The sequence below is a fragment of the Sorangium sp. So ce124 genome, assembly GCF_051525235.1.
In the GTDB taxonomy this organism is placed as follows: domain Bacteria; phylum Myxococcota_A; class Polyangia; order Polyangiales; family Polyangiaceae; genus Sorangium; species Sorangium atrum.
In genome coordinates, this window is sequence record NZ_CP150312.1 from 5,616,452 (window position 1) to 5,635,241 (window position 18,790).

The 18,790-nt window shown below is 74.7% G+C and carries 13 protein-coding genes; 6 read left to right on the forward strand and 7 right to left on the reverse strand.

Translation table 11 applies throughout. The annotated features are described in order from the left end of the window. Positions 1-18: 18 nt before the first annotated feature. Both WMF19_RS20935 and WMF19_RS20940 read right to left on the reverse strand, forming a co-directional pair. Positions 19-579 carry a septal ring lytic transglycosylase RlpA family protein gene (locus tag WMF19_RS20935; protein WP_437900712.1) on the reverse strand — a complete coding sequence of 187 codons (561 nt, stop codon included), beginning with the start codon at positions 577-579 and terminating at the stop codon, positions 19-21. Further along, positions 579-1,130 (reverse strand): hypothetical protein, encoded by a 552-nt coding sequence (locus WMF19_RS20940; RefSeq protein ID WP_437900713.1) that lies wholly within the window; start codon positions 1,128-1,130, stop codon positions 579-581. Before WMF19_RS20940 ends, WMF19_RS20935 begins: the two co-directional genes overlap by 1 nt. 315 nt (positions 1,131-1,445) lie before the next feature. Here WMF19_RS20940 and WMF19_RS20945 point away from each other — a divergent pair, with 315 nt between their 5' ends. The 3 genes from WMF19_RS20945 to WMF19_RS20955 are packed head-to-tail and all read left to right on the forward strand — an operon-like array spanning position 1,446 to position 5,512. Beyond that, positions 1,446-2,087, forward strand: a complete 642-nt coding sequence (locus tag WMF19_RS20945) for an RNA polymerase sigma factor (protein WP_437900714.1) — start codon at positions 1,446-1,448, stop codon at positions 2,085-2,087. A 60-nt stretch (positions 2,088-2,147) separates the two neighbouring features. Continuing rightward, the gene (locus WMF19_RS20950; protein ID WP_437900715.1) at positions 2,148-3,020 is read left to right on the forward strand and encodes a hypothetical protein; all 873 of its coding nucleotides are present in this window, start codon (positions 2,148-2,150) and stop codon (positions 3,018-3,020) included. Next, positions 3,008-5,512, forward strand: a complete 2,505-nt coding sequence (locus WMF19_RS20955; RefSeq protein WP_437900716.1) for a hypothetical protein — start codon at positions 3,008-3,010, stop codon at positions 5,510-5,512. Before WMF19_RS20950 ends, WMF19_RS20955 begins: the two co-directional genes overlap by 13 nt. Here WMF19_RS20955 and WMF19_RS20960 read toward each other — a convergent pair whose 3' ends face one another. Together WMF19_RS20960 and WMF19_RS20965 are read right to left on the reverse strand one after the other, a co-directional pair. Further along, positions 5,513-6,292 (reverse strand): sigma factor-like helix-turn-helix DNA-binding protein, encoded by a 780-nt coding sequence (locus WMF19_RS20960; RefSeq protein WP_437330342.1) that lies wholly within the window; start codon positions 6,290-6,292, stop codon positions 5,513-5,515. It abuts the gene before it with no gap. A 242-nt stretch (positions 6,293-6,534) separates the two neighbouring features. After that, positions 6,535-7,032, reverse strand: coding sequence for a MerR family transcriptional regulator (locus WMF19_RS20965; RefSeq protein ID WP_437282555.1), 498 nt, complete (start codon positions 7,030-7,032; stop codon positions 6,535-6,537). 476 nt (positions 7,033-7,508) lie between these two features. On the opposite strand from WMF19_RS20965, the gene WMF19_RS20970 reads away from it, so the two are divergent. The 3 genes from WMF19_RS20970 to WMF19_RS20980 are packed head-to-tail and all read left to right on the forward strand — an operon-like array spanning position 7,509 to position 12,096. Next, entirely contained in the window at positions 7,509-8,300 is a 792-nt protein-coding gene (locus WMF19_RS20970) for an alpha/beta fold hydrolase (RefSeq protein ID WP_437330344.1), read from the forward strand. Beyond that, positions 8,297-10,987: an ABC transporter substrate-binding protein gene (locus WMF19_RS20975; RefSeq protein WP_437900717.1), complete on the forward strand. Its 2,691-nt coding sequence runs from the start codon at positions 8,297-8,299 to the stop codon at positions 10,985-10,987. The genes WMF19_RS20970 and WMF19_RS20975 overlap by 4 nt, the downstream gene beginning before the upstream one ends. Continuing rightward, positions 10,984-12,096 (forward strand): ABC transporter permease, encoded by a 1,113-nt coding sequence (locus WMF19_RS20980; RefSeq protein WP_437900718.1) that lies wholly within the window; start codon positions 10,984-10,986, stop codon positions 12,094-12,096. The genes WMF19_RS20975 and WMF19_RS20980 overlap by 4 nt, the downstream gene beginning before the upstream one ends. 15 nt (positions 12,097-12,111) lie before the next feature. Here the strand turns inward: WMF19_RS20980 and WMF19_RS20985 are convergent, their stop codons facing one another. The 3 genes from WMF19_RS20985 to WMF19_RS20995 form a co-directional block, all read right to left on the reverse strand. Then, positions 12,112-15,216: a response regulator gene (locus WMF19_RS20985; RefSeq protein WP_437900719.1), complete on the reverse strand. Its 3,105-nt coding sequence runs from the start codon at positions 15,214-15,216 to the stop codon at positions 12,112-12,114. Between the two features lie 181 nt (positions 15,217-15,397). Then, on the reverse strand, positions 15,398-17,326 hold the full coding sequence (locus WMF19_RS20990; RefSeq protein ID WP_437900720.1) for a protein kinase domain-containing protein: 1,929 nt from the start codon (positions 17,324-17,326) through the stop codon (positions 15,398-15,400). Between the two features lie 139 nt (positions 17,327-17,465). After that, the gene (locus WMF19_RS20995) at positions 17,466-18,701 is read right to left on the reverse strand and encodes an SPFH domain-containing protein (RefSeq protein WP_437330349.1); all 1,236 of its coding nucleotides are present in this window, start codon (positions 18,699-18,701) and stop codon (positions 17,466-17,468) included. Positions 18,702-18,790: the final 89 nt, after the last annotated feature.

Genomic DNA, 18,790 nt, shown 5'->3' on the forward strand with positions numbered 1-18,790 from the left:
CAGGGGCCGCGGCGCGCGTCAGCGCGGCCCCCGGGCCGGCTTCCAGATGAGCTCGAGCGTCACCTGGGTGACGCCGTCCTCGATGAGCCCGATCCGCTCGGCGGCCTTGCGCGACAGGTCGATGATCCTGCCGCGCTTGAACGGGCCGCGGTCGTTGATCCGCACGCGCACGCGGCGGCCGTCCCGGCGGATCACGTCGACCAGGGCGCCGAAGGGCAGCGTCCGGTGCGCGGCCGTGAGCGCGCGCGGGTTGTAGCGCTCGCCGCTCGCGGTGCGGCGGCCGTTGAACTTGTCGGCGTAGTAGGTGGCGCGCCCGCGCTGGATCGGCGTCCCTTTCGCCGCGCTCCGCGCGCTGTGGGGCGCCATCGGCGTGGAGATGCCGTCGCCGTCGTCCGCCTCGTCGCCCTCGGCCTGGTGGCGCCGGGGCGCCGGCGGGGTGCTCGGCGCGACGCCGAGCGCCATCGGCGCGTCGGCTCCCGTGCGGGGCGCTGCAGGCTGGTGAGCGGAGCAGGCGGGGGTGAAAAAGAGGAGGAGGAAGGCGAGCGTCCTCGCCACGCCGCGGCGTCCACCGGGCATCATCACGTCGCCTCGGGCGCGGCGCGATCGGCCGACGAGGGGTCGAGGTCGGCCGCGGGCGAGGTCACCGCGGCGACCAGGGCCAGGGCCGAGGGCTCGCCGCTCCCTGCCCCGTCCGCGGACGGCGCCGCCTGGGCCCTGGCCTTGGCCCGCACGAACCCGGCCAGCTCGCGGAACGGCACGCCGGTCGGGCAGATCCTCTCCTTCTCGGCGAGCACCTCCTCCGGCACGTGCGCGAGCGCGAGCGCCGCGGCGTCGAAGTCCGGCATGCTCCGCGACGACGCGAGCACCACGGTCATGAGGCCGCGGTAGGCCCCCTTGGAGGCCGCGATGCGCTCGGCCTCCCCGAGATCGCAGCGCCCGCACGCGATGCAGCGGGAGAAGCGGGGCAGGGCCGCGCGCTCGGCGGGCGAGAGCGGCGGCAGGCCGTCGGCGTCGTAGTTCTCGCGGAAGAGCGCAAGCCCGCTCGGACCGTCGTTGAAGAGACGGCGCACCGCGACCTTGAGGAGCGACCACGCAAGGACCGCGAGGGCCAGGGCACGACCGGAGAGCACGATCCGTCCATAACCCGAAACAGGCCCGCGCGCCGAGCCGATGCGCGCGGGGTCTCCAGAACGGCGCCGGGCACGTGAACCCGCGTTAACAGCGCCTCGGGCACGCGCAGGTCCGCGACGACCCGCCGCCGCTGCGATGACGCCCGCGGCGCGCGCTCGTCGCCCGATCTCCGCGGCGCCCGAGATCGCGGGCCGCGCCGGGGAGTCGCGGCAGATCGCGCGACCGCGGCCGCCGCCGAGCGAGGACGCCGCGCAGCGACGCGACCCCTCCGCGCGTCGGTCCTCGCTGGCACGTCGGGTGCACAGGCGCCAGGCATGCCCAAGGACTTGCTTCTCTGCGACAACGGACGCTCGGAAAACCTCGGCGAGCTCGCCGAAGGTGCGCTGGTGGAGGCGATGATCGCGGGGGACGAGCGCGCCTGGCGCGCCTTCCACGCCCGCTACGATCGGCTCGTCCACCGCTGTATCAGCGGCGTGATCGCCCGCTTCTCTGCTGTGGTCGCGCAGGACGACATCCGCGACATCCACGCTACGCTGCTCGTGCAGCTGCTCTCGAACGACATGCGCAAGCTGAGGAGCTTCGACGCGGGCCGCGGAACGCGGCTGAGCTCCTGGATCGGCACGCTCGCCGTCCACTGCGCGTACGACCATCTGCGCTCGAGGAGGCGCGCGCCGCGCTGTGCCCCGCTCGACGACGCGGCGGTCGAGCTCCCCTGCGAGCGCCCCTCGCCGCAGGAGCAGGCCGAGCGCCGCGAGCGCGCCGCGCTCGTGGGGCAGGTGCTCCACGCCTTCTCCAACAAGGACCGCGAGTTCGTCGCGCTCTACTTCGCCGAGGGCCTGCCCCCGGAGCAGATCGCGGAGCGGATGGGGATCAGCGTGAAGACGGTGTACTCGAAGCGCCACAAGATCCAGAGCCGCCTGGAGGCGATGCTGTCCAGCGTCAGCCTCGCGGCGTGACGTTTCCCTCCCCCGAAGGGGGCTCGGCGGCCGTCGGCCCTGTGGTATGAGCCGGAGTGGATGGCTCGACCGCCCCGCACCTGCTCCGCGCTCCCGCTCATCGCGGCCGCCGCCCCGCTGCTCGGCGCGTGCGGCGGCGGCGACGGAGACGCCACCGCGATCCCCCTCGCCGACGAGCGCGGCGGCGGCGCTCGCATCGCCGAGATCGTCGGTGACGCCGGGTGGCTCGCCCCGGAGGACGAAGAGAGCCGGCGCTGCGCCGTGCCGCCCGCTCGCCGCGCGCACGTCACCGGCGCCACGATCGTCGCCATCGACCGCTTCGACGAGACCGGCGAGGGCGCGCGCGGCAACTACTACGTGCAAGACAGCGCCGACGAGCCGGTCCCCTACTCGGGGATGACGGTCTTCCAGCCCGCGTTCAGCCCCCCGGACCTGCGGCTCATCCCCGGCGACGTCATCGACGTGCTCGGCGAGATCACCGAGTTCCTCGGCCCCTCCGCCGGCCGCTTCGGCGGCTGCCGCACCCTGCCCCAGATCGGCGGGACCTTGAGCTTCCGCTTCGAGGACCACCCCGCCGTCCCGATCCACGTGCCGCTCGCCCACCTGAGAGGCTACGCGTCGGCGCGCCCGTACATCGGCATGCTCGTGCGGGTCGAGGGCGTCAGCATCGCCGGCGACCCATCGAGCCGCGACGGCCGCTACGCGGCGTCGATCGACGTCGGGGCCGGCGTGCCCCCCGCCGAGGTCCCGCGCCTCTCGAACGAGCTCTACGACCTCGAGCGCGAGGGGCCGCCCCTCGCGGACGGCGCCTCCTTCCGGTCCGTCACCGGCGTGCTCACCTACTTCTACGGCTTCAAGATCGCCCCGCGTTGCCCGGCCGATTTCCAGCTGGAGGGCGCGCCGCTGCCTTCCGACGACGCATGCGCTCCCTGAGGCCCGCGCTCCTCTCGCCGCTCGTCCTGCTCGCGGCCTGCGGCGGCGCGCCGCCCGGCGGCCCGCCGGCGCCGGGGCACGCGTTCGCCTCGACGCCCGAGGGGAGCGTCGGGCGCATCGAGGTGCGCAACCTCGACGCCCGGCCGCGGCTCACCCTCGTCTCGCGCGACGGTGATCCCGCGCCCGCGCTCGTCGTCTCGGTCGCGACCGATCTCGGCTCGGTCGCGACCACGGCGCTCGCCAGCGTGGTCGAGGCGCGCCTGCTCGCGGCCGGCTTCGACGTGGACGCGCGCATCGATCGCAGCGCCTTCCGCGTGCGCCTGCTCGTCAGGGACGCGGCGCGCGTGGCGCCGTTCCTGCGCGCGCTGTCGGCGGCGTTCGCGCAGCCCATCGCGGCCGGCAGCCCGGAGGTCGCCCGGGCCGCGGAGCGGACGCAGGCGCTCCGATCGAGCCCGCTCGACGCGCCGGAGCTCTCGCCGATCGCGGCGTGCACCGGCCAGCTGGGCCTCGCGGGCGCGGAGCCCGTGGTCGACCTGGCGACGCCCGCAGGCGCGCGGGAGCTCGAAGGGTGGCGCGCCGCGGCGCTGCACGCCGGGCGCACCTCGATCGCCGCCGTCGGCCCCGCCGCGTTCTGCGAGGAGGCGGCGCGCGCGGCGGAGGGCATCGACGCCTGGCCGGCGGGCAGCCCGCCCGCGGACCCCTGGCCGGCGGCGGACACGGTCGGCGTGTACACGACGAACCAGCTCGGGCGGCGGGCCGCCCGCGTCACCGTGGCCGCGCGTGTCGCGAGCCCCCAGGCGGCCGTCGCCGCGGCGGAGCGGCTCGGCGCGCCGGGGTCCCCGCTCCGCGCGCGCCTCTCGGCGCTCCCCTCCCCGTTCCGCGCCGTCGAGGTGCTCGGGGTCGCCCGCCCGCGCGGCGGCTGCGTGAGCGTGACCATCGAGGCCGCCGATCTGCCCACGGCCCCGGCCGTCGAGGCCTCGGCGGCGCTCGCGACGGCGGTGGCGCGGCAGGAGATCCGCCGCGGCCTCTCGGCGCCGCCGAGCCCCGCCGTCGCCACGCGGCAGGTCCTCACCGCGCAGGATCCCCGCGACGCCGGCGCGCGCGCCTCGTGGTGGGCGCTCTCCGGGAGCGCCCCGGGCGCGCCGCCGGAGCGGTGGGCGACGGCGCTCGGCCTCCCTCCGAGCGCCGACCCGCCGAAGCCCGCTACGCCGGGCGAGGCCGGCGCGCGGCGCTTCGAGGCCGAGCTCTCGCGCGCGCTCGCGCCGGGAGCCCAGCCCGCCCTGGAGCGGCGGGCGCTGGTCGAGCGCGGGCAAGGCGAGGTCTGGGTCCTGCTCGGGAGCCCGTGCGGCGTCGCCGAGGAAGGGCTGTACGACGCCGGCGCGACGGCGCTCGCCGCGCTCGCCGCCGTGCAGACCCGGCGGCGCGAGCTCGACGTCACGATCGAGCCGTGGGTCACGGCGGATGCCGTCGGCGTGATCGCGCACGCGCCGTTCCGCGACGAGCGCGAGACCCCGGCCGAGCTCGGGCGCCGCGTGGCGAACGCCGCCGCGCGCACGGTCGCGGCGACCACGCCGGGCCCCGAGGCGCTGACGCTGGCGCGCGCCGCGGCGCTCCAGCACCTGGAGCACCTCTCCGGAGGGCGCGCCGCGGCGCTCGAGGCCTTCGCCTCCGCGATCGCGCCCGACCACCCGTCCTGGATCGAGCCGTTCGGCGTCTGGGACCGGGTGGCGAGCGGCGCGCTCGAGACCGTGCAGCTCCGCTGGCAGGCGCTCGCGACCGGCCCGCTCCGGCTCGCGGTCCTCGCGAACGCCGACGCTTCCCAGGCGGCCGCCGCGGCGGAGGCCGCCGAGCGCTGGCTCGCGCCGCGGCTCGCCGCGCGCGGGTGCGGCTCACCGGACGGCGCGGTGGTGCCCCGGCTCGGTCACCACGACGCCCGCCTGCCGGCGGGGGCGGCCCTCTCGCAGGCCGTCGTCGGCGCGCGGCTCCCTGCGGCGCGCGAGGCCGCTCCCACGGCGCGCGAGCTCGCCGAGCTCACGGTCTCCGCCCTCAACGGCGAAGGCGGCCTGCTCGCGGCCGCGCTCTCTCCTGCGGCGAGCACGGCGTCCCCGGCTCCGGCCAGCGCGGCGCCGGCGAAGCGGCCGCTCGCGGCCCGCGCGAGCGCGCGCGTCCTCGGCGGGACACGCGCCGCGGCGCTCGCCGTCGAGATCAGGGCAGAGGCCGGCGAGCTGAGCGAGGCCTCGGCCCGCGTGAAGGAGCTCCTGGCCGGCCTCGCGCAGCGGGTGACCGACGCCGATCTCGGCCGCGCCGACGCACACCTCGCCCGGCGGGAGCGCGACGCGCTCGCGGAGCCCAGGCGCAGGCTCATCCAGCTGTTCAACGGCCGCCCCTCCCGCGCGGCCGCCGCGAAAATCACGCTGGCCGCGTGGCGCGCCTTCCTGGCGGGCGCGCTCGGCGCGGACGCGATCGTGACCGTCGAAGCCCGGCCCGACTGATCACTCCCCGCCGTCGAAGTCGCCGGCGTCCTCGAGCTCGGCCGTCCGCCCGGCGCGGGTCGCCTCGAGGCCCTCGTCCTCGGCGTCACCGTCCGCGCTCGTGGCCTCTTCCTCGTCCCCGTCCTCGTCGACCTCGTCCTCGTCGTCGTCGTCCGGCTGGGTCAGCACGGGGAGCCGGCGCTTGCCGACCGGACCCTCATCGACGTAATCGCGCAGCGCCATCATGTCCTTCAGCGCCTCTAGCTTCGCGAGCGCCTTGACCTCGACCTGGCGGATCCGCTCGCGGGTCAGGTTCATGATCGCCCCCACGTCCTCGAGCGTCGTGCCGCCGCGATCCGCGACGTCGAGCGCGCACGTCTCGTTCATGTCCCAGACCTCGAGATCGGGGAAGTTCAGCTTGATGGCGCCCGTCCTGGCGGAGACGTCGAGATAGAGGTGGTGCTGGCACGAGACGTACGGGCACGGCCTCGGGCCGTCGACGCACTCGGCGCGGGCCCGCGGCTTGTAGTAATCGGTCTCGGGGTAGAGCATCCGGCCGATCTCGAGCTCGCGCTTGGTCATGCGCTTGACGCTGATCGTCCGCGCCCGGATCTCGCGCTTTCGCCGCGACCTGCGCTGCTCGCGTGTAATGGCGTTCCCCGACTCCGCGGGGTCCGCCTGGAGCGCGAGCGCGCCCTCCACGACGGGCTCCGTCGAGCCCCCGGGGTCGCGATCGCCCTCCGCCGCATCCGCACCGTCCAGGCTGAAGATCTCGAGCTCGCTGTCAGACACCGTCGCCATGCGCTGCCTCCGTTTGGTAGCGTCTCCGCTCTCAAGCGCGCGCGTCTCTCCCCGTACGTCCGAGTCCCAGCTCGAGCGCAGAGGGATCCGCTCCTTAAGCCCGACGTAAAGCCGGATGCCGTCCCTAAAAAATTGCGACGAAACGAGCCGATGCCCGTCCCGTCGATCGCATCAAACCCAGGCGGGGCCGCGCCCGCGGCCCCATCTACTTCACGACGACGAAAGCCCCGCGACTCGGCCCCTCAAGAGGAAGCCGCCTGTTTCGTGAGCCGCGCCTGCGCCATCAAGCGCTCTTCTATCAACGCCAGCTTGGCGACGAGCTCCCGCGCGAGCGACTCCGCGCTCGCGAGGTCCTGGGCTATCGCCCTGCCGCTCGTCTCGCTCCGCCTCTCTTTGGCGGCATCCCTGAGCGCATTGAAGACCTTGGCCATCGTGCGCTCGAGCTCCTCGATATCACCTCTCACGAACAGGAATTCACGCTGGATCTCTTCGATGGTGTAGTCCTGGGCCATCATCTCTTTGATGCGCTGAACCTGGCGGACTACCGTGGCCGGATACATCCCCTGCGAGCCCTGGTGCTTGCCCTTGCGCCCCACGCGCACGCTGCGCGGGAGCAAGCCGAGCTGCACATACTTCCGGAGCGTCGCCTCGCTGAACTTGATGCCATGAGCCGCGAACAGCTCGAGGATATCGCTCGAAGTGATCCCCTGGGCGTGCTCCCGCTCGATGCGATCAAGCACCTCCTCGGGGATCCTCTGCACCGGTCCTCCCATCGATTGCCGGAGGCCCTACCCAACCGACGCGGGCGACTCTATTCCACTGAATGGAATACAGTCAATTGACGCGACTACGATTATTGTGTGGCTGTCGCGAGACGCGGTGCTTTGCCGGGGTTCTTGACATGCCTCGGACATTTTTCGTCCCTCGGAACGACGCGTCGGCCCGCCCGGCACGGCGCAGGTCAGCGGTCGGGGTGGGAAAAAAGCGACGCTCGGTGCAATAGGTGCGAGCAAGGGGGCGCCCGACACCCAGCGGGGCTCGTGCAGCGGCATGCCCCGCACCCTGACACACATCGGTCCTTTCAGACAAAAGGGCTGATAGTCTCGCCGCCACCATGGCCAAGACCCTCGCCAGCGAGGGTCGGAGCTCGGCCTCGCCCGCCGCCCCCCGACCCGTCGAACGCGTCATCAGGGATGTCACCGCCCGGGGTGTCAGGATGCGGGTCCTGGTCGCCGGCGCGGGCAACGGCCCGGCGCTGCTCCTGATCCACAGCTTCCTCGTCAGCCACCTGGAGTTCGATGACGTGATCGACACGCTGGCCCAGCGGTTCCACGTCATCGCCCCGGACCTCCCGGGCTTCGGAGAGAGCGAGAAGCCGAGCCCGGCGCGGTACGCTTACGGCATCGAGACGTTCGCCGAGGCCGTGGCCGACCTCATCGCCGCCTTCGGCGTCGGCCGCGCGCACCTCGTCGGCCACGCGATGGGCGCCGCCGTCGCGATCACGCTGGCCGCCAACCACCCGGAGCTCGTGCAGCGGCTCGTCCTGGAGGACGCGCTCTGTTACCCGTTCCCGATGAGCTTCAAGATGAAGCTCCCGCTCCTGCCGATCGTCGGCGGCATCGTCTTCAAGCAGCTCCACGGCCGCGGCACGTTCCGGTCGTACTTCCGCGACGATGTGTTCCGGGCGGACGCGGCCGTGCCCCTGTCGCGCGTCGACAGGCACTACGACCTCTTCAACGCCCCCTCGGCGCGCGAGAGCGCCCACGCGGTGATGCGCGCGGTGCTCGACGCGCGCCCCGTCGTCGCGCGCCTCACCCGGATCACGGCCCCGACCCTCGTCGTGTGGGGGCGCGACGACCGCATCTTCCCGGCGGCGAGCGCGCAGCGGCTCGCCCGCGAGATCTCCGGCGCGATGCTCGAGATCATGGACGCCGGACACTCGCCCCACGAGGAACGCCCGGGGGAGTTCGTCGCGCTCGTGACGCAGTTCCTCGAAGGGAAGCGGTGACGGCGGCGGCGCGCTGGGCTCGGCTTTCGCGCGGCGCGGCGCGAGCGGCCGAGCGCGCCGGGCGCGCCGTCCTCGGCGAGGACGCGGCGCGGCGGTTCCTCGGGGACCGCTCGGCGCTGCTCGGCCTCGGGATCGTCGCGCTGCTCTCGCTGTTCGCCGCGGTGGGGCCGGCCGTCATCGCCCACGACCCGAACGCGAGCGACTTCACCCTGGCCCGCGACGCCTCCGGAGCGCCGCCCGGGCCGTCGGCCGCCCACTGGCTCGGGACGGACCCGCTCTTCCGCGACCTGCTCGCGCGCCTCGCGCACGGCGCGCGGCTCTCCCTCGCCATCGCGCTCTCGTCGACCGCCCTCGCCACGGGGCTCGGCGCGCTCGTCGGCGTCACGGCCGGCATGGCCGCCGGCACGCGGGCGGACGCGCTCGACGGCGCGCTCATGCGGCTCGTCGACGTGATCCTCGCCCTGCCGTACCTCCTGTTCGTGACCGCGATCGGCGTCGCCGTGGGGCGCGCGGACGTGGGGACGATCCTGCTCGTGCTCGGCCTCACGGGGTGGACCGGCGCGGCGCGGGTCGTCCGGGCCAAGACGGCGGAGCTCGCGCAGCGCGATTTCGTGGCCTCCGCGCGCGCGCTCGGCGCGGGGCCGCTGCACGTCGTCCGGCGGCACGTCCTGCCGAACGTCGGCGGGACGCTGCTCGCGCTCGCGACGATCAGCGCCGGGCAGATGATCCTCGCGGAAGCCGCCCTCGGCTACCTGGGCGTCGGCGCGCAGCCGCCGACCGCGACCTGGGGCCGCATGCTGCACGAGGCCGAGCCGTACCTCGGGGTAAGGCCGCTCCTTGTGGCCGCGCCGGGCTTCGCCATCGTGCTCGCCGTGCTCGGCTTCCACCGCGCGAGCGAGGGGCTCCGCGACGCGCTCGATCCGGCCGGCGCGGCGCTCCCGCGCGGCCGTCGCCTGCCGGTCGATCTGCTCGTCGCGGGCGCGGCGCTGCTCCTGCTCTCGGGCGGCTCGGCGGGCGGCGTCCGCGCGCCCCTCGGCAGCGAGCTGGCGTCCAGCGCGCCCGTGCGCGGCGGGACGCTGCGCCTCGCGACCACGGTCAACGCGCGCGCGCTCGATCCGGCGATCGCGTACGACGAGCTCTCGAGCACCGTCGCGGAGCTCGTCTTCGCCCGCCTCGTCGCGTGGGACCAGGGCGGCCGCATCACGCCCGATCTCGCGCGCGCGATCGAGGTGGAGCGCGGGGGGCGGACGTACGTCTTCACGCTGCGCGAGGGCGTGCGGTTCCACGACGGCGCGGAGCTCCGCGCCGCCGACGTGAAGCGCTCGATCGAGCGGACCCTCCACCCGAGGACGCCGAGCCCGGGCGCGAGCCAGTACGACATGATCGAGGGCTTCGCCGAGTACCGCGCGGGCGCGGCGCCGCACCTCGCCGGTGTGCGGGTGCTCGGCGACCACGCGGTCGCGATCGATCTGCGCGCGCCGGACGCGACGTTCCTGCCCCTCATGACGCTCGCGTTCATGGCGCCGGTGTGCCCCTCGTCCGGGGCCGTGGTCGACGCGGCGAGCCCGCCGCCGCCGTGCGGCGCCGGCCCGTTCCGCGTCGCGCGGTGGGACCAGGACGGCAGCATCGGGCTCGCCCGCCACGAGGGGTACTTCCGCCCGGGCCTGCCGTACCTCGACGCCATCGAGTGGCAGACGGGCGTGCGCGCGACGACCCAGCGCTACAAGTTCGAGGAGGGCGAGCTCGACACCCTGCGCGATCTGACCGCGATCGACGCGGCGGCCTACCGCGCCGCGCCCGGGTGGGAGGGGCACAGGCGCTGGGTGACCCGCAACAGGACCAACGCCGTCTTCCTCAACACCGAGCTCGCGCCGTTCGACCGGCTCGCCGTCCGGCGCGCGGTCGCGTTCGCCCTCGACCCCACCGTGCTGGAGAAGGTGCGCCCCGATCTGCTCGCGCTCGACCGGGTGCTGCCGCCGTCGATCCCGGGCCCCCCGCGCGACGCGCCGATGCGGCGGCACGACCTCTCGCGCGCGCTCGAGCAGATGGCCGCGGCCGGCTACCCGTTCGATCCGGCGACCGGGAAGGGCGGCTACCCGGGCGTCATCGACTACATCGCGGTCCCGGACACGCTGGAGCAGGCGATCGGCGAGATCGTCCAGCAGCAGCTCGCCAGGATCGGCCTCCGCGTCCGCCTGCGGCTCGTCAGCTGGGCGACCTACCTCGCCGAGGCCTCGCGGCGCCGCGCCGTCCCCATGGGCTGGGTCGGGTGGCAGGCCGATTTCCCCGACCCGGCGAGCGTCTTCGAGCCGACGCTCTCCACGCGCGCCATCCGCGACGAGGGCTCGCAGAACTACGCCTTCTTCAGCGACGAGGAGCTCGATCGCACGCTCGACGCCGCCCACGCCGAGCAGGATCGCGCGCGGCGCCTCGCGCTCTACGACCGCGCCGAGCGCATCGTCCGCGATCGCGCGCCGTGGGTGCCCACGTACACGGCGCGGCAGCTGGAGCTCTGGCACCCCTACGTGCGCGGCCACGAGGGCGCCGCCGCGCTCACGTCCCGCCTCCACGAGGTCTGGCTCGACCCGTCCGCGCGGCCCGCGGCCGGCGGAGGGCCGCGCGCCGCCGCGCCACGAACCGCGACGCCGCTCCGCGCGCTGCTCGCGCGCGCGGCCCTCCCCCGATGAGCACCACGCGCGCGCGCCGTGCCTCCACGCCCCGCCCGGGCCGCGCCTCCGCGGTGGGCTCCGCGCTCGCGCGCCTGCTCCGGCGCCTCGGCTGGGCCGCGATCGTCATCGCCGGGGTCACCGCCGTCTCGTTCGGGATAGCGTACCTCCTGCCGGGAGACGCCGCGCGGATGCTCGTCGGGCCGCAGGCCTCGGCGGCGGACCTCGAGCGCGCGCGGGCCATCCACGGGCTGGATCGCCCGGTCCCCGTGCAGTTCGCGCGGTTCGTACGGCGGCTCGTCCACCTCGGCCCCGCGCGGGGCGGCGACGGCAGCGCCGCTGGCCCCGACGCGGGCGCGCGCGCCGATCCGGAGCACCGCAGCTGCGCGGCGGGTCCGCTCGGCCTGCACGTCGACCTCGGGTACAGCTTCCATTACCGCAAGCCGGTCGTGGATCTGCTCGAGGCGAAGGTGCCGCGATCCGTCGAGCTCGCGCTGGCCGCCCTGCTGGTGCAGCTCCTGCTCGGCCTCTCGCTCGGGATCGTCGCGGCGGCCCGCCGCGGGACGGCCTGGGAGGACGCGGCGCTCGGCGCCACCCTGCTCGGCGCCAGCGCGCCGACCTTCGTGCTGGGCCCCGCCCTCCAGTACGTGCTCGCCTACAAGCTCCGGCTCTTGCCCTACGACGGGTACGGCGCCACGGCGGCCGATCACCTGCGCTCCCTCGTCCTGCCGGCGCTGACCCTCGGCGTGTTCGGCAGCGCCCTCTACGCGCGCATCGTCCGCGAGGAGCTCCGGACGCTGCTCCGCCAGGACTTCATCCGCACCGCGCGGGCCAAGGGCGCCTCTCGCCTGCGCGCGCTCGTCGTCCATGCGCTGCGCAACGCGCTCTTGCCGCTCGCCACGCTCGCCGCGCTCGATCTCGGGGCGCTGGCGGGCGGCGCGATCGTCACGGAGAAGCTCTTCCGCTGGCCCGGCGTCGGGAGCATGGCGGTCGAGGCGCTCCAGAACCGGGACGGCCCGCTGATCGTCGGGACGGTGCTCTTCTCCGCGGCCGCGATCGTGCTCGCCACCGTGGCGCTCGATCTCGCGGCCCTGGCCCTCGATCCCCGGCTCAGGTCGCGGTCGCGCTGAGCGCGGGCCGCGCGCTCACTGCATGCCGGCGAGCGCGCGGCACTCGGCGCCGAGCGAGGACTCGGGCGAGGAGAGCTCGGCGCACTTGCGGAACGAGGCCCGCCCGCCGCGCCCGGCCGCCTGCTCTGCAGCGCCGCGCAGGTGCCACGCCGCGGCGCTCCCCGGGGAGGCGGCCGTGAGCTGCTGCGCGAGCTGCACCGCCTTGCCGGTCTGCCCCGACTCCAGGGCGCGCATCACGCGCGCCGAGAGCGGCCCGCCTTCCTCGTCGGGCGCGGCAGGCGCGGGCGCGGCCGGCGCGGACGCGGCCGGCGCGGACGCGGGCGGAGCAGCCGTGCGCTCCGGCTCCCGCGTCGGTGCGGCGGCCTGGCTCGCGGTCGCCGCCGCGCTCGGCGGCGCCGCGTGGGCGGCCGGCGCGTGCTCGGAAGGCGCTCCGACCGGCGCGATGGGTTTCGCCCGCGCGCTCGCCGAGGCTGGCGCGGCCGGCTGGCCCGTCGGAATGTCGGCAGGGGTCGTCGTGGAGAGCCCCGCCGCGGAAGCGGTGGCCGGCTCTCCCTCCGGCTCCGGCGCGGCCGGAGCCGCCGCGGTCGCGGCCGCGGAGCGCTGCCCGACCAGCACCTCCTCGGGCGAGGGCGCATGGACCGGCGCCGCTGGCACGGGGCGCCCCGTCTGGCCGACCAGCCACACGCCGGCGGCCCCGAGCGCGAGCGCCGTGGCCAGGCCGGCGACGATCCGCGCGATGCGGCCCCGGCGCTCTTCGTAGCGGGGCCCGAAGAGCGTGGCCTCGACGGCGCCGGCCGTCGTATCGGCGTCCTCGGCCGAGCGATGGTCCTGCGCCGCCATCCCCTCCGGCGCGACGGCCCCGCCGCCGAGGAAGAAGCGCTCGCTCTCGCTGATCGGCCCGAGATCGCCCGGGGGCGCGTCGTCCTGCGCCGCCGCGAGGCTCGCCGCCGGCGCGGCGCCGGCCGGCGCGGCGTTCGGCAGCGGCGGAGGCACCGCGATCGGGCGCGCCTCCGCGGCCTTCGCTTCGATGGGCTGCGGCGCCTGCGCCCGCTCCGCCCCGCGCGGGACGGCGACGGGCGGCGGCGCATCGCTCGGCGGGCGGGGGCGCAGCGTGGGGCTCGTCGAGGCCGCCGCGGCGCGCTCCTCGCCGGCGGGCGGCGCAACGCCTGTCGCCGCCGCTGGCGGAGACGGCGCCGACGCAAGCGCGGTCGGCGCCGCGGGCTCGGGCTGCGCCGCTGCAGGTGCCTCGGGCGCCGCGGGGGGCGTAGAGCGAACGCGCTGCTCGGCGGGAGCGGCCGCGGCGATGGGCCTGTCGCTCCTCGTGGAGCGCTGCTTCTGCGCGAAGCTGCGCGGCGTCACGAGCGGCCGCGTGAGCGGGGCCTCATCGCTGCTCGCGAGCGTGGTGTCCTTGTCGAGATCGATCTCCGCGCGCGACCGCGTAACCCGCGCGGCCTCGGCACCCGATGCGGCGTTCCGCGGCGGCTCCGACGGCGCTCGGCCACCCGCCGCACCGGGGTGCGCCACGGCGTTCCGCGGCGGCTCCGACGGCGCTCGGCCACCCGCCGCACCGGGGCGCACCACGGCGTTCTGCGGCGGCTCCGACGGCGCGCGGCCACCTGCCGCGCCGGGGCGCACCACGGCGTTCCGCGGCGGCTCCGACGGCGCACGGCCCGCTGTCGCACCGGCGCGCGCCGCCGCCGCCGACACGGTGCTTCGCGGCGGCTCCGACGGCGCGCGGCCCCCCGCCGCGCCGGAGCGCGCCGTCGCGGCCGACACGGCGCTCCGCGGCGGCTCCGACGGTGCTCGCGCGCCCTCCGGCGCGGACCGCGCCACGGCGGCGCTCGCGCTCGCCGCTCGGCCGACCGCCCCTGGCCCGTGCACCGCGCTGCGGGTCGTCACGGGGCGCCCGGGGGCCTCCGCGTCGGGGTCCCCCGCCGGCGAGTGCAGCTCGTGACCGGGCCGGGAGCGCGGGAGCACCGCCGGGGAGACCCGATTCGAGAGCGGCGCCGGGACCACGGCGGCGTCCTCGAGGTCGTCCGAGCCGGCGTTCCCCGGGCTCCCGTCGGGGTAGTTGGAGCGCCGCGCGCTCGACGGCGACGAGAGCGGCGAGAACTCGTCGTGGAACGCGGTCTCCGGCTCGCTCGGCACCACGTCGTCGGGCGGGAGCGCCGCCGCGGGCACCAGCAGCCCCTCGAAATAGAGCTTCGAGATGGTCGAGAGCGTCGAGAGATCCTCGAACGGGGACGCGTCGACCACCTGCATCAGCGTGCGCTTGCCGTCGAACAGGCGCAGGATCCCGTTCAGCTCGTCGGGGATCTCGTTCAGCCGCTCCAGGAGCTCTTCGCTGTCGACCTCGAAGACGGTCGCGAGCGACGGCAGCGCCTCGAGGAGCCGGCCCCACTCGTCGACGCGGCGCATCCCCTCCATGAGGAGGCCCTGCGTCGACGTCTCGATCCCGTCGGGGTTGTCGACCTTGCAGAACTCGACCTCGAACGTCCCCTCGTTCCACAGCAGCGCGCGGTAGACGGCCTCCTCGCCGCAGAGCCGGCCGAGCGTCGCGTCGACGACCTTGCCCTCGCGGAAGTAGACCTGCGCCTCGTTGTCCGCGTGCGACAGGTGGACGATCCCGCTCTTCCGGCTCACCTCGAACGTCTGCAGCAGATCCACGACGTTCATGTCGAGGATCGACCCGGAGAACCTGGTCCGCCCCGTCGTCGAGAAGTGGCGCGTCGTGATCCCCTCGCGCGTCCGCCGCGCGAGGAGCAGCGTCACGCGCGCGATGAGCTCGCGCACGAAGATCGGCTTGGTCAGGTAGTCCTCGACGCCGAGCTCCAGCCCGCGGATCTTGTCCTCGATGGACCGCTGGCTCGTGAGGAAGACGACCGGGATCGAGGCCCAGTCGGCGTGCTCCTTCATCTTGCGGACGAGGGCATATCCGTCCACGTTGGGGAGGCGCGTGTCGCTGAGGACGAGGTCCGGCGTGGAGACCTCGAGCTTCGCGAGAGCGTCCGCTCCGTCCTTCGCGGTGGTCACGCTGTAACCGGCCTTTTTCAGGCTGACCTCGAGGACCCGAACGCTGCGCGGATCCGCGTCGACCAGGAGGAGCTGTTGCTTGGCCACTAGAGGTTTCCGCCTCGCGAAGGATGGCGAGCCAGAACGGACGCTGTCAAGCGCTCCGCCCTGAGCGTCGCCGCTGCCGTCGATCGCTTGTCCCGCGGCCGCGGGCCCGGTGCTCGACGTCGTCCATCGTGCACACAGGACGGCGGGGAAGGCCAGGTTTCGTCGCGCGCCGATCGGGCGATCAGCGCTTCCAGGGATCGACGATATCGCCGGTTGCTTGCGGCCTTACCATGGAGGCCGTGGGCGCCGCGGTCGCCGCCGGACGGCCCGTCGCCGCGGTCGGCTTCGCCGGGATCGGGACGGCTGTGCCCTGGGTGCGGGGCGGCTCCTGCGCGAGCGGCGCGGGCGCCGCCGTCGCTGCCGCGGTCGCGACCGCGGGCGGCTCGTCGATCGCCCTGGCAGGCGCCGTCTCCGCCGGGAGGGCGCCGGGAGCGCCGGCGGCGGAGGCGGCCTCGGGCGGCTCCTCGGCCGCCGCCTCGGGCGCCGAGGCGCGCAAGGCGCGGACGCCGAGGGCGATGACGATGGGCACGAGGACCGCCGCGAGCGCGATCGCCACGCGCGCGGCCATCGAGAGCGGCTCGGACGGCTCCGTGGGCGCCTGCACCGGGGCGAGCATCTCCTCGTGCGCGCGCGGCCGGATCGACTCGTGTGCGCGCGGTCGTATCGACTCGTGGCGAGGCAGCTCGCCCGGGGGCGCGACGGAGACCCCGCGGCCCGGCGGATCGAGGGCGAGCTCGATGGCCTCGACGAGGTCGGCCATCGAGGAGAAGCGCTCCTCGGGGTTCTTCGCGAGGCAGCGCATGACGATCGGGCCGAACGCGCCCAGCGTGGTGGCGTCGGGCATCACCTGCTCGAGCGGCTCGGGCGACATGTACATGTGCTTGGTCAGCACGCCCATGTACGTGTCCGCCTCGAAGGGGACGCGCCCCGCGAAGCACTCGTACATGAGGACGCCGAGCGCATAGATGTCGGCGCGGGCGTCGATGCGCTTTCCCTCCGCCTGCTCGGGGCTCATGTAGTGCGGCGTCCCGAACACCATGCCGATGCGCGTGAGCCGCTTGCCGCCGGTCACCTTCGCCACGCCGAAATCGAGCAGCTTGACGAACTCCTGATCGCCGTTGCGGACGAGGTACACGTTGTCGGGCTTCAGGTCGCGGTGGATGACGCCCGCGGCGTGCGCAGCCCCGAGCGCCGCGGCGCACTGGAGCATGATCTGCCCGACCCTGTCGGCCGGCAGCGTCTTCTCGGTGCGCAGCAGCGACGCGAGGGAGGTCCCGGAGAGGAACTCCATGACGAAGAACGGCAGCTCTGCCTGCCCCGTCTCGACCTCGATCGCGCCGAAGTCGCTCACCGCGACGATGTTGGGGTGGCCGATCGCCGCGGCCGCCTTGGCCTCCTGGATGAAGCGGGCGACGAGCTCGGCGTCCTGCGCGATGTCGTGCCGGAGCACCTTGAGGGCGAAGAGGCGGCCGAGCGACTTGTGGCGCACCTCGTACACCGTCCCCATCCCCCCTTCACCCACGACCGCCTGCACCTCGTAGCGGCCGTCGATGGTGCGCCCGAGCATCGGATCGGCCGACGGGTTCCAGTCGGGCGCGTCGGCGAGCGGGTCGCCGTCGAACGGGCAGAAGCGGGAGTCGCCGGAGAAGGTCTGCTTGCAGGTCGGGCAGCGCCGCGCGCGCGGGGTCTGCTTCGCCCTCCCCCGGCGCGCGGGCCCATCGAAGCGCGCCGGCAGCGGCGGGATCGCCGGGCGCGCGTCGACGGGCGCTGGCAGCGTATCCGCGCGCGGCGGCACGTCGCTGCGGAACGGCACATCGCTGCGCGGCGGCACGTCGCTGCGGAACGGCGCATCGCTGCGCGGCGGCGCGTCGCTGCGGAACGGCACGTCGCTGCGGGGCGGCACATCGCTGCGCAGCGGCACATCGCTTCGGGCTGGCGGCACATCGCTGCGCGCCGGAGGCAGATCGCTTCGGGCTGGCGGCACATCGCTGCGCGCCGGAGGCTGGGCAAATGGCTCGTCTCCGTGCAGCCGCGGGATGTCTTCCCGATGGAACAGCTCGGCAGTCTCGGACTCGCCGGCGGTCATCTCGGGCTGAGCATCCCCGGCCATGCGGAGCGTCACTGGCACCCCATCGAGTCTAGCCGAAAGCGCGCTCAGTGGTTCGGATCAGATGGCGCCAGTTTGGCGACCGCCGTGGAGCGCCCCCCCGAGGGTCGCCGCGCGCGGCGGACAGCGCGCCTGGAAGGACTCAGATCTCTTCCAGAATCTTCGCCTTGCGGGCCTGGAACTCCTCGTCGGTGATGAGGCCCTTGCTCTTGAGCTCCCCGAGGCGCTCCAGGCGCTGCTCGATCGACGGCGCTGCGGCGGGGGCAGCCTGGGGCGCGCCCGGATAGCCCTGCGGCGCGCCCGGATAGCCCTGCGGCGCGCCCGGGTAGCCCTGCGGCGCACCCGGGTAGCCCTGCGGCGCACCCGGCTGCTGCATGTGCGGCGGCACGAACTGAGGCTGGCCCTGCGCCGCGAGCGCGGGGTTCATCGCCTGCGCCAGGCCGGCGCCGATCGCCACCTGAGCGCCCAGCCCCGCGACGCCGCTGCCGTCGCCGCCCTGCGCCATGCCCTGGCCGGCGCCCATCATGGCCTGGCCGGCGGCGTAGTTCTGCCAGTTGCCCGCCAGCTGCTGCACGTACCGAGCGTCCTGCTGGAACCGCTGGTCGAGCTCGAACTGCTTCGCCCGGGCGGTGTCCTGCGCGATGCCGACGCCGCGGCGCGCATCGCCGCGCGCCTTGTTCGCCTCGCGGAGGAGCTTCTGCTCCTCGGCCGAGAAGTTGATGTTGAAGTTGCCGATCTCGAGGATCTTGCAGCCGATCTCCTCGAGGTTCGGCGCGGACTGCACGATGCGGGCGCCGAGCTCGATGCTCATGCCGCCGAGGTTGAGCAGGCTCTTCTGCTGCTGCGCGCAGACCTGGCCGATGACGGTCTTCACGCTCATGAAGAACTTGCCCTTGATCCAGCTCAGGACGACGTCGTTGTCGCCGCTGCCGCCGCACTGCCCGTGGTACCCGACGACGAACCGCACCGGATCGACCACGACCAGCGAGAACTCACCGAAGATGCGCGGCGTCACGAACTCGAAGAGGACGGGGTCTTCCATCGACTCCAGCGGCCCGCCGAACGGCACGCCGCGGACCGGCTGCGTCTTGACGAAGAAGATCTCGGCGATGAAGACGTCCCCGCCCGTGAACTTGTTGACGAGGTTGTTCAGGAACGGGATGTTCTGGGTCTGGAGGGTGTGGCGCCCTGTGGGCAGGTAACCCATGTACCTGCCGTCCTTGAAGAAGAGGGCACACTCATCGCTGTCGACCGTCAGCTGCGACCAGAAGGGGACGTTCTGATCCGGGTGCTTGTAGACGATGAGATGCTTCGCCGCGTCCGGGCGCGCGATCATCATCTCGCGGACGCCGCTCTTCACGAAATCGAAAATCCCCATGTCGCGCTCCTCTTCGGTGTGCTCGGTGTGCTGGGTGTAACGGACCTGCCGGTCCCCTGCCCCCCGGGACCTCGGGCTTCATTCCGGCA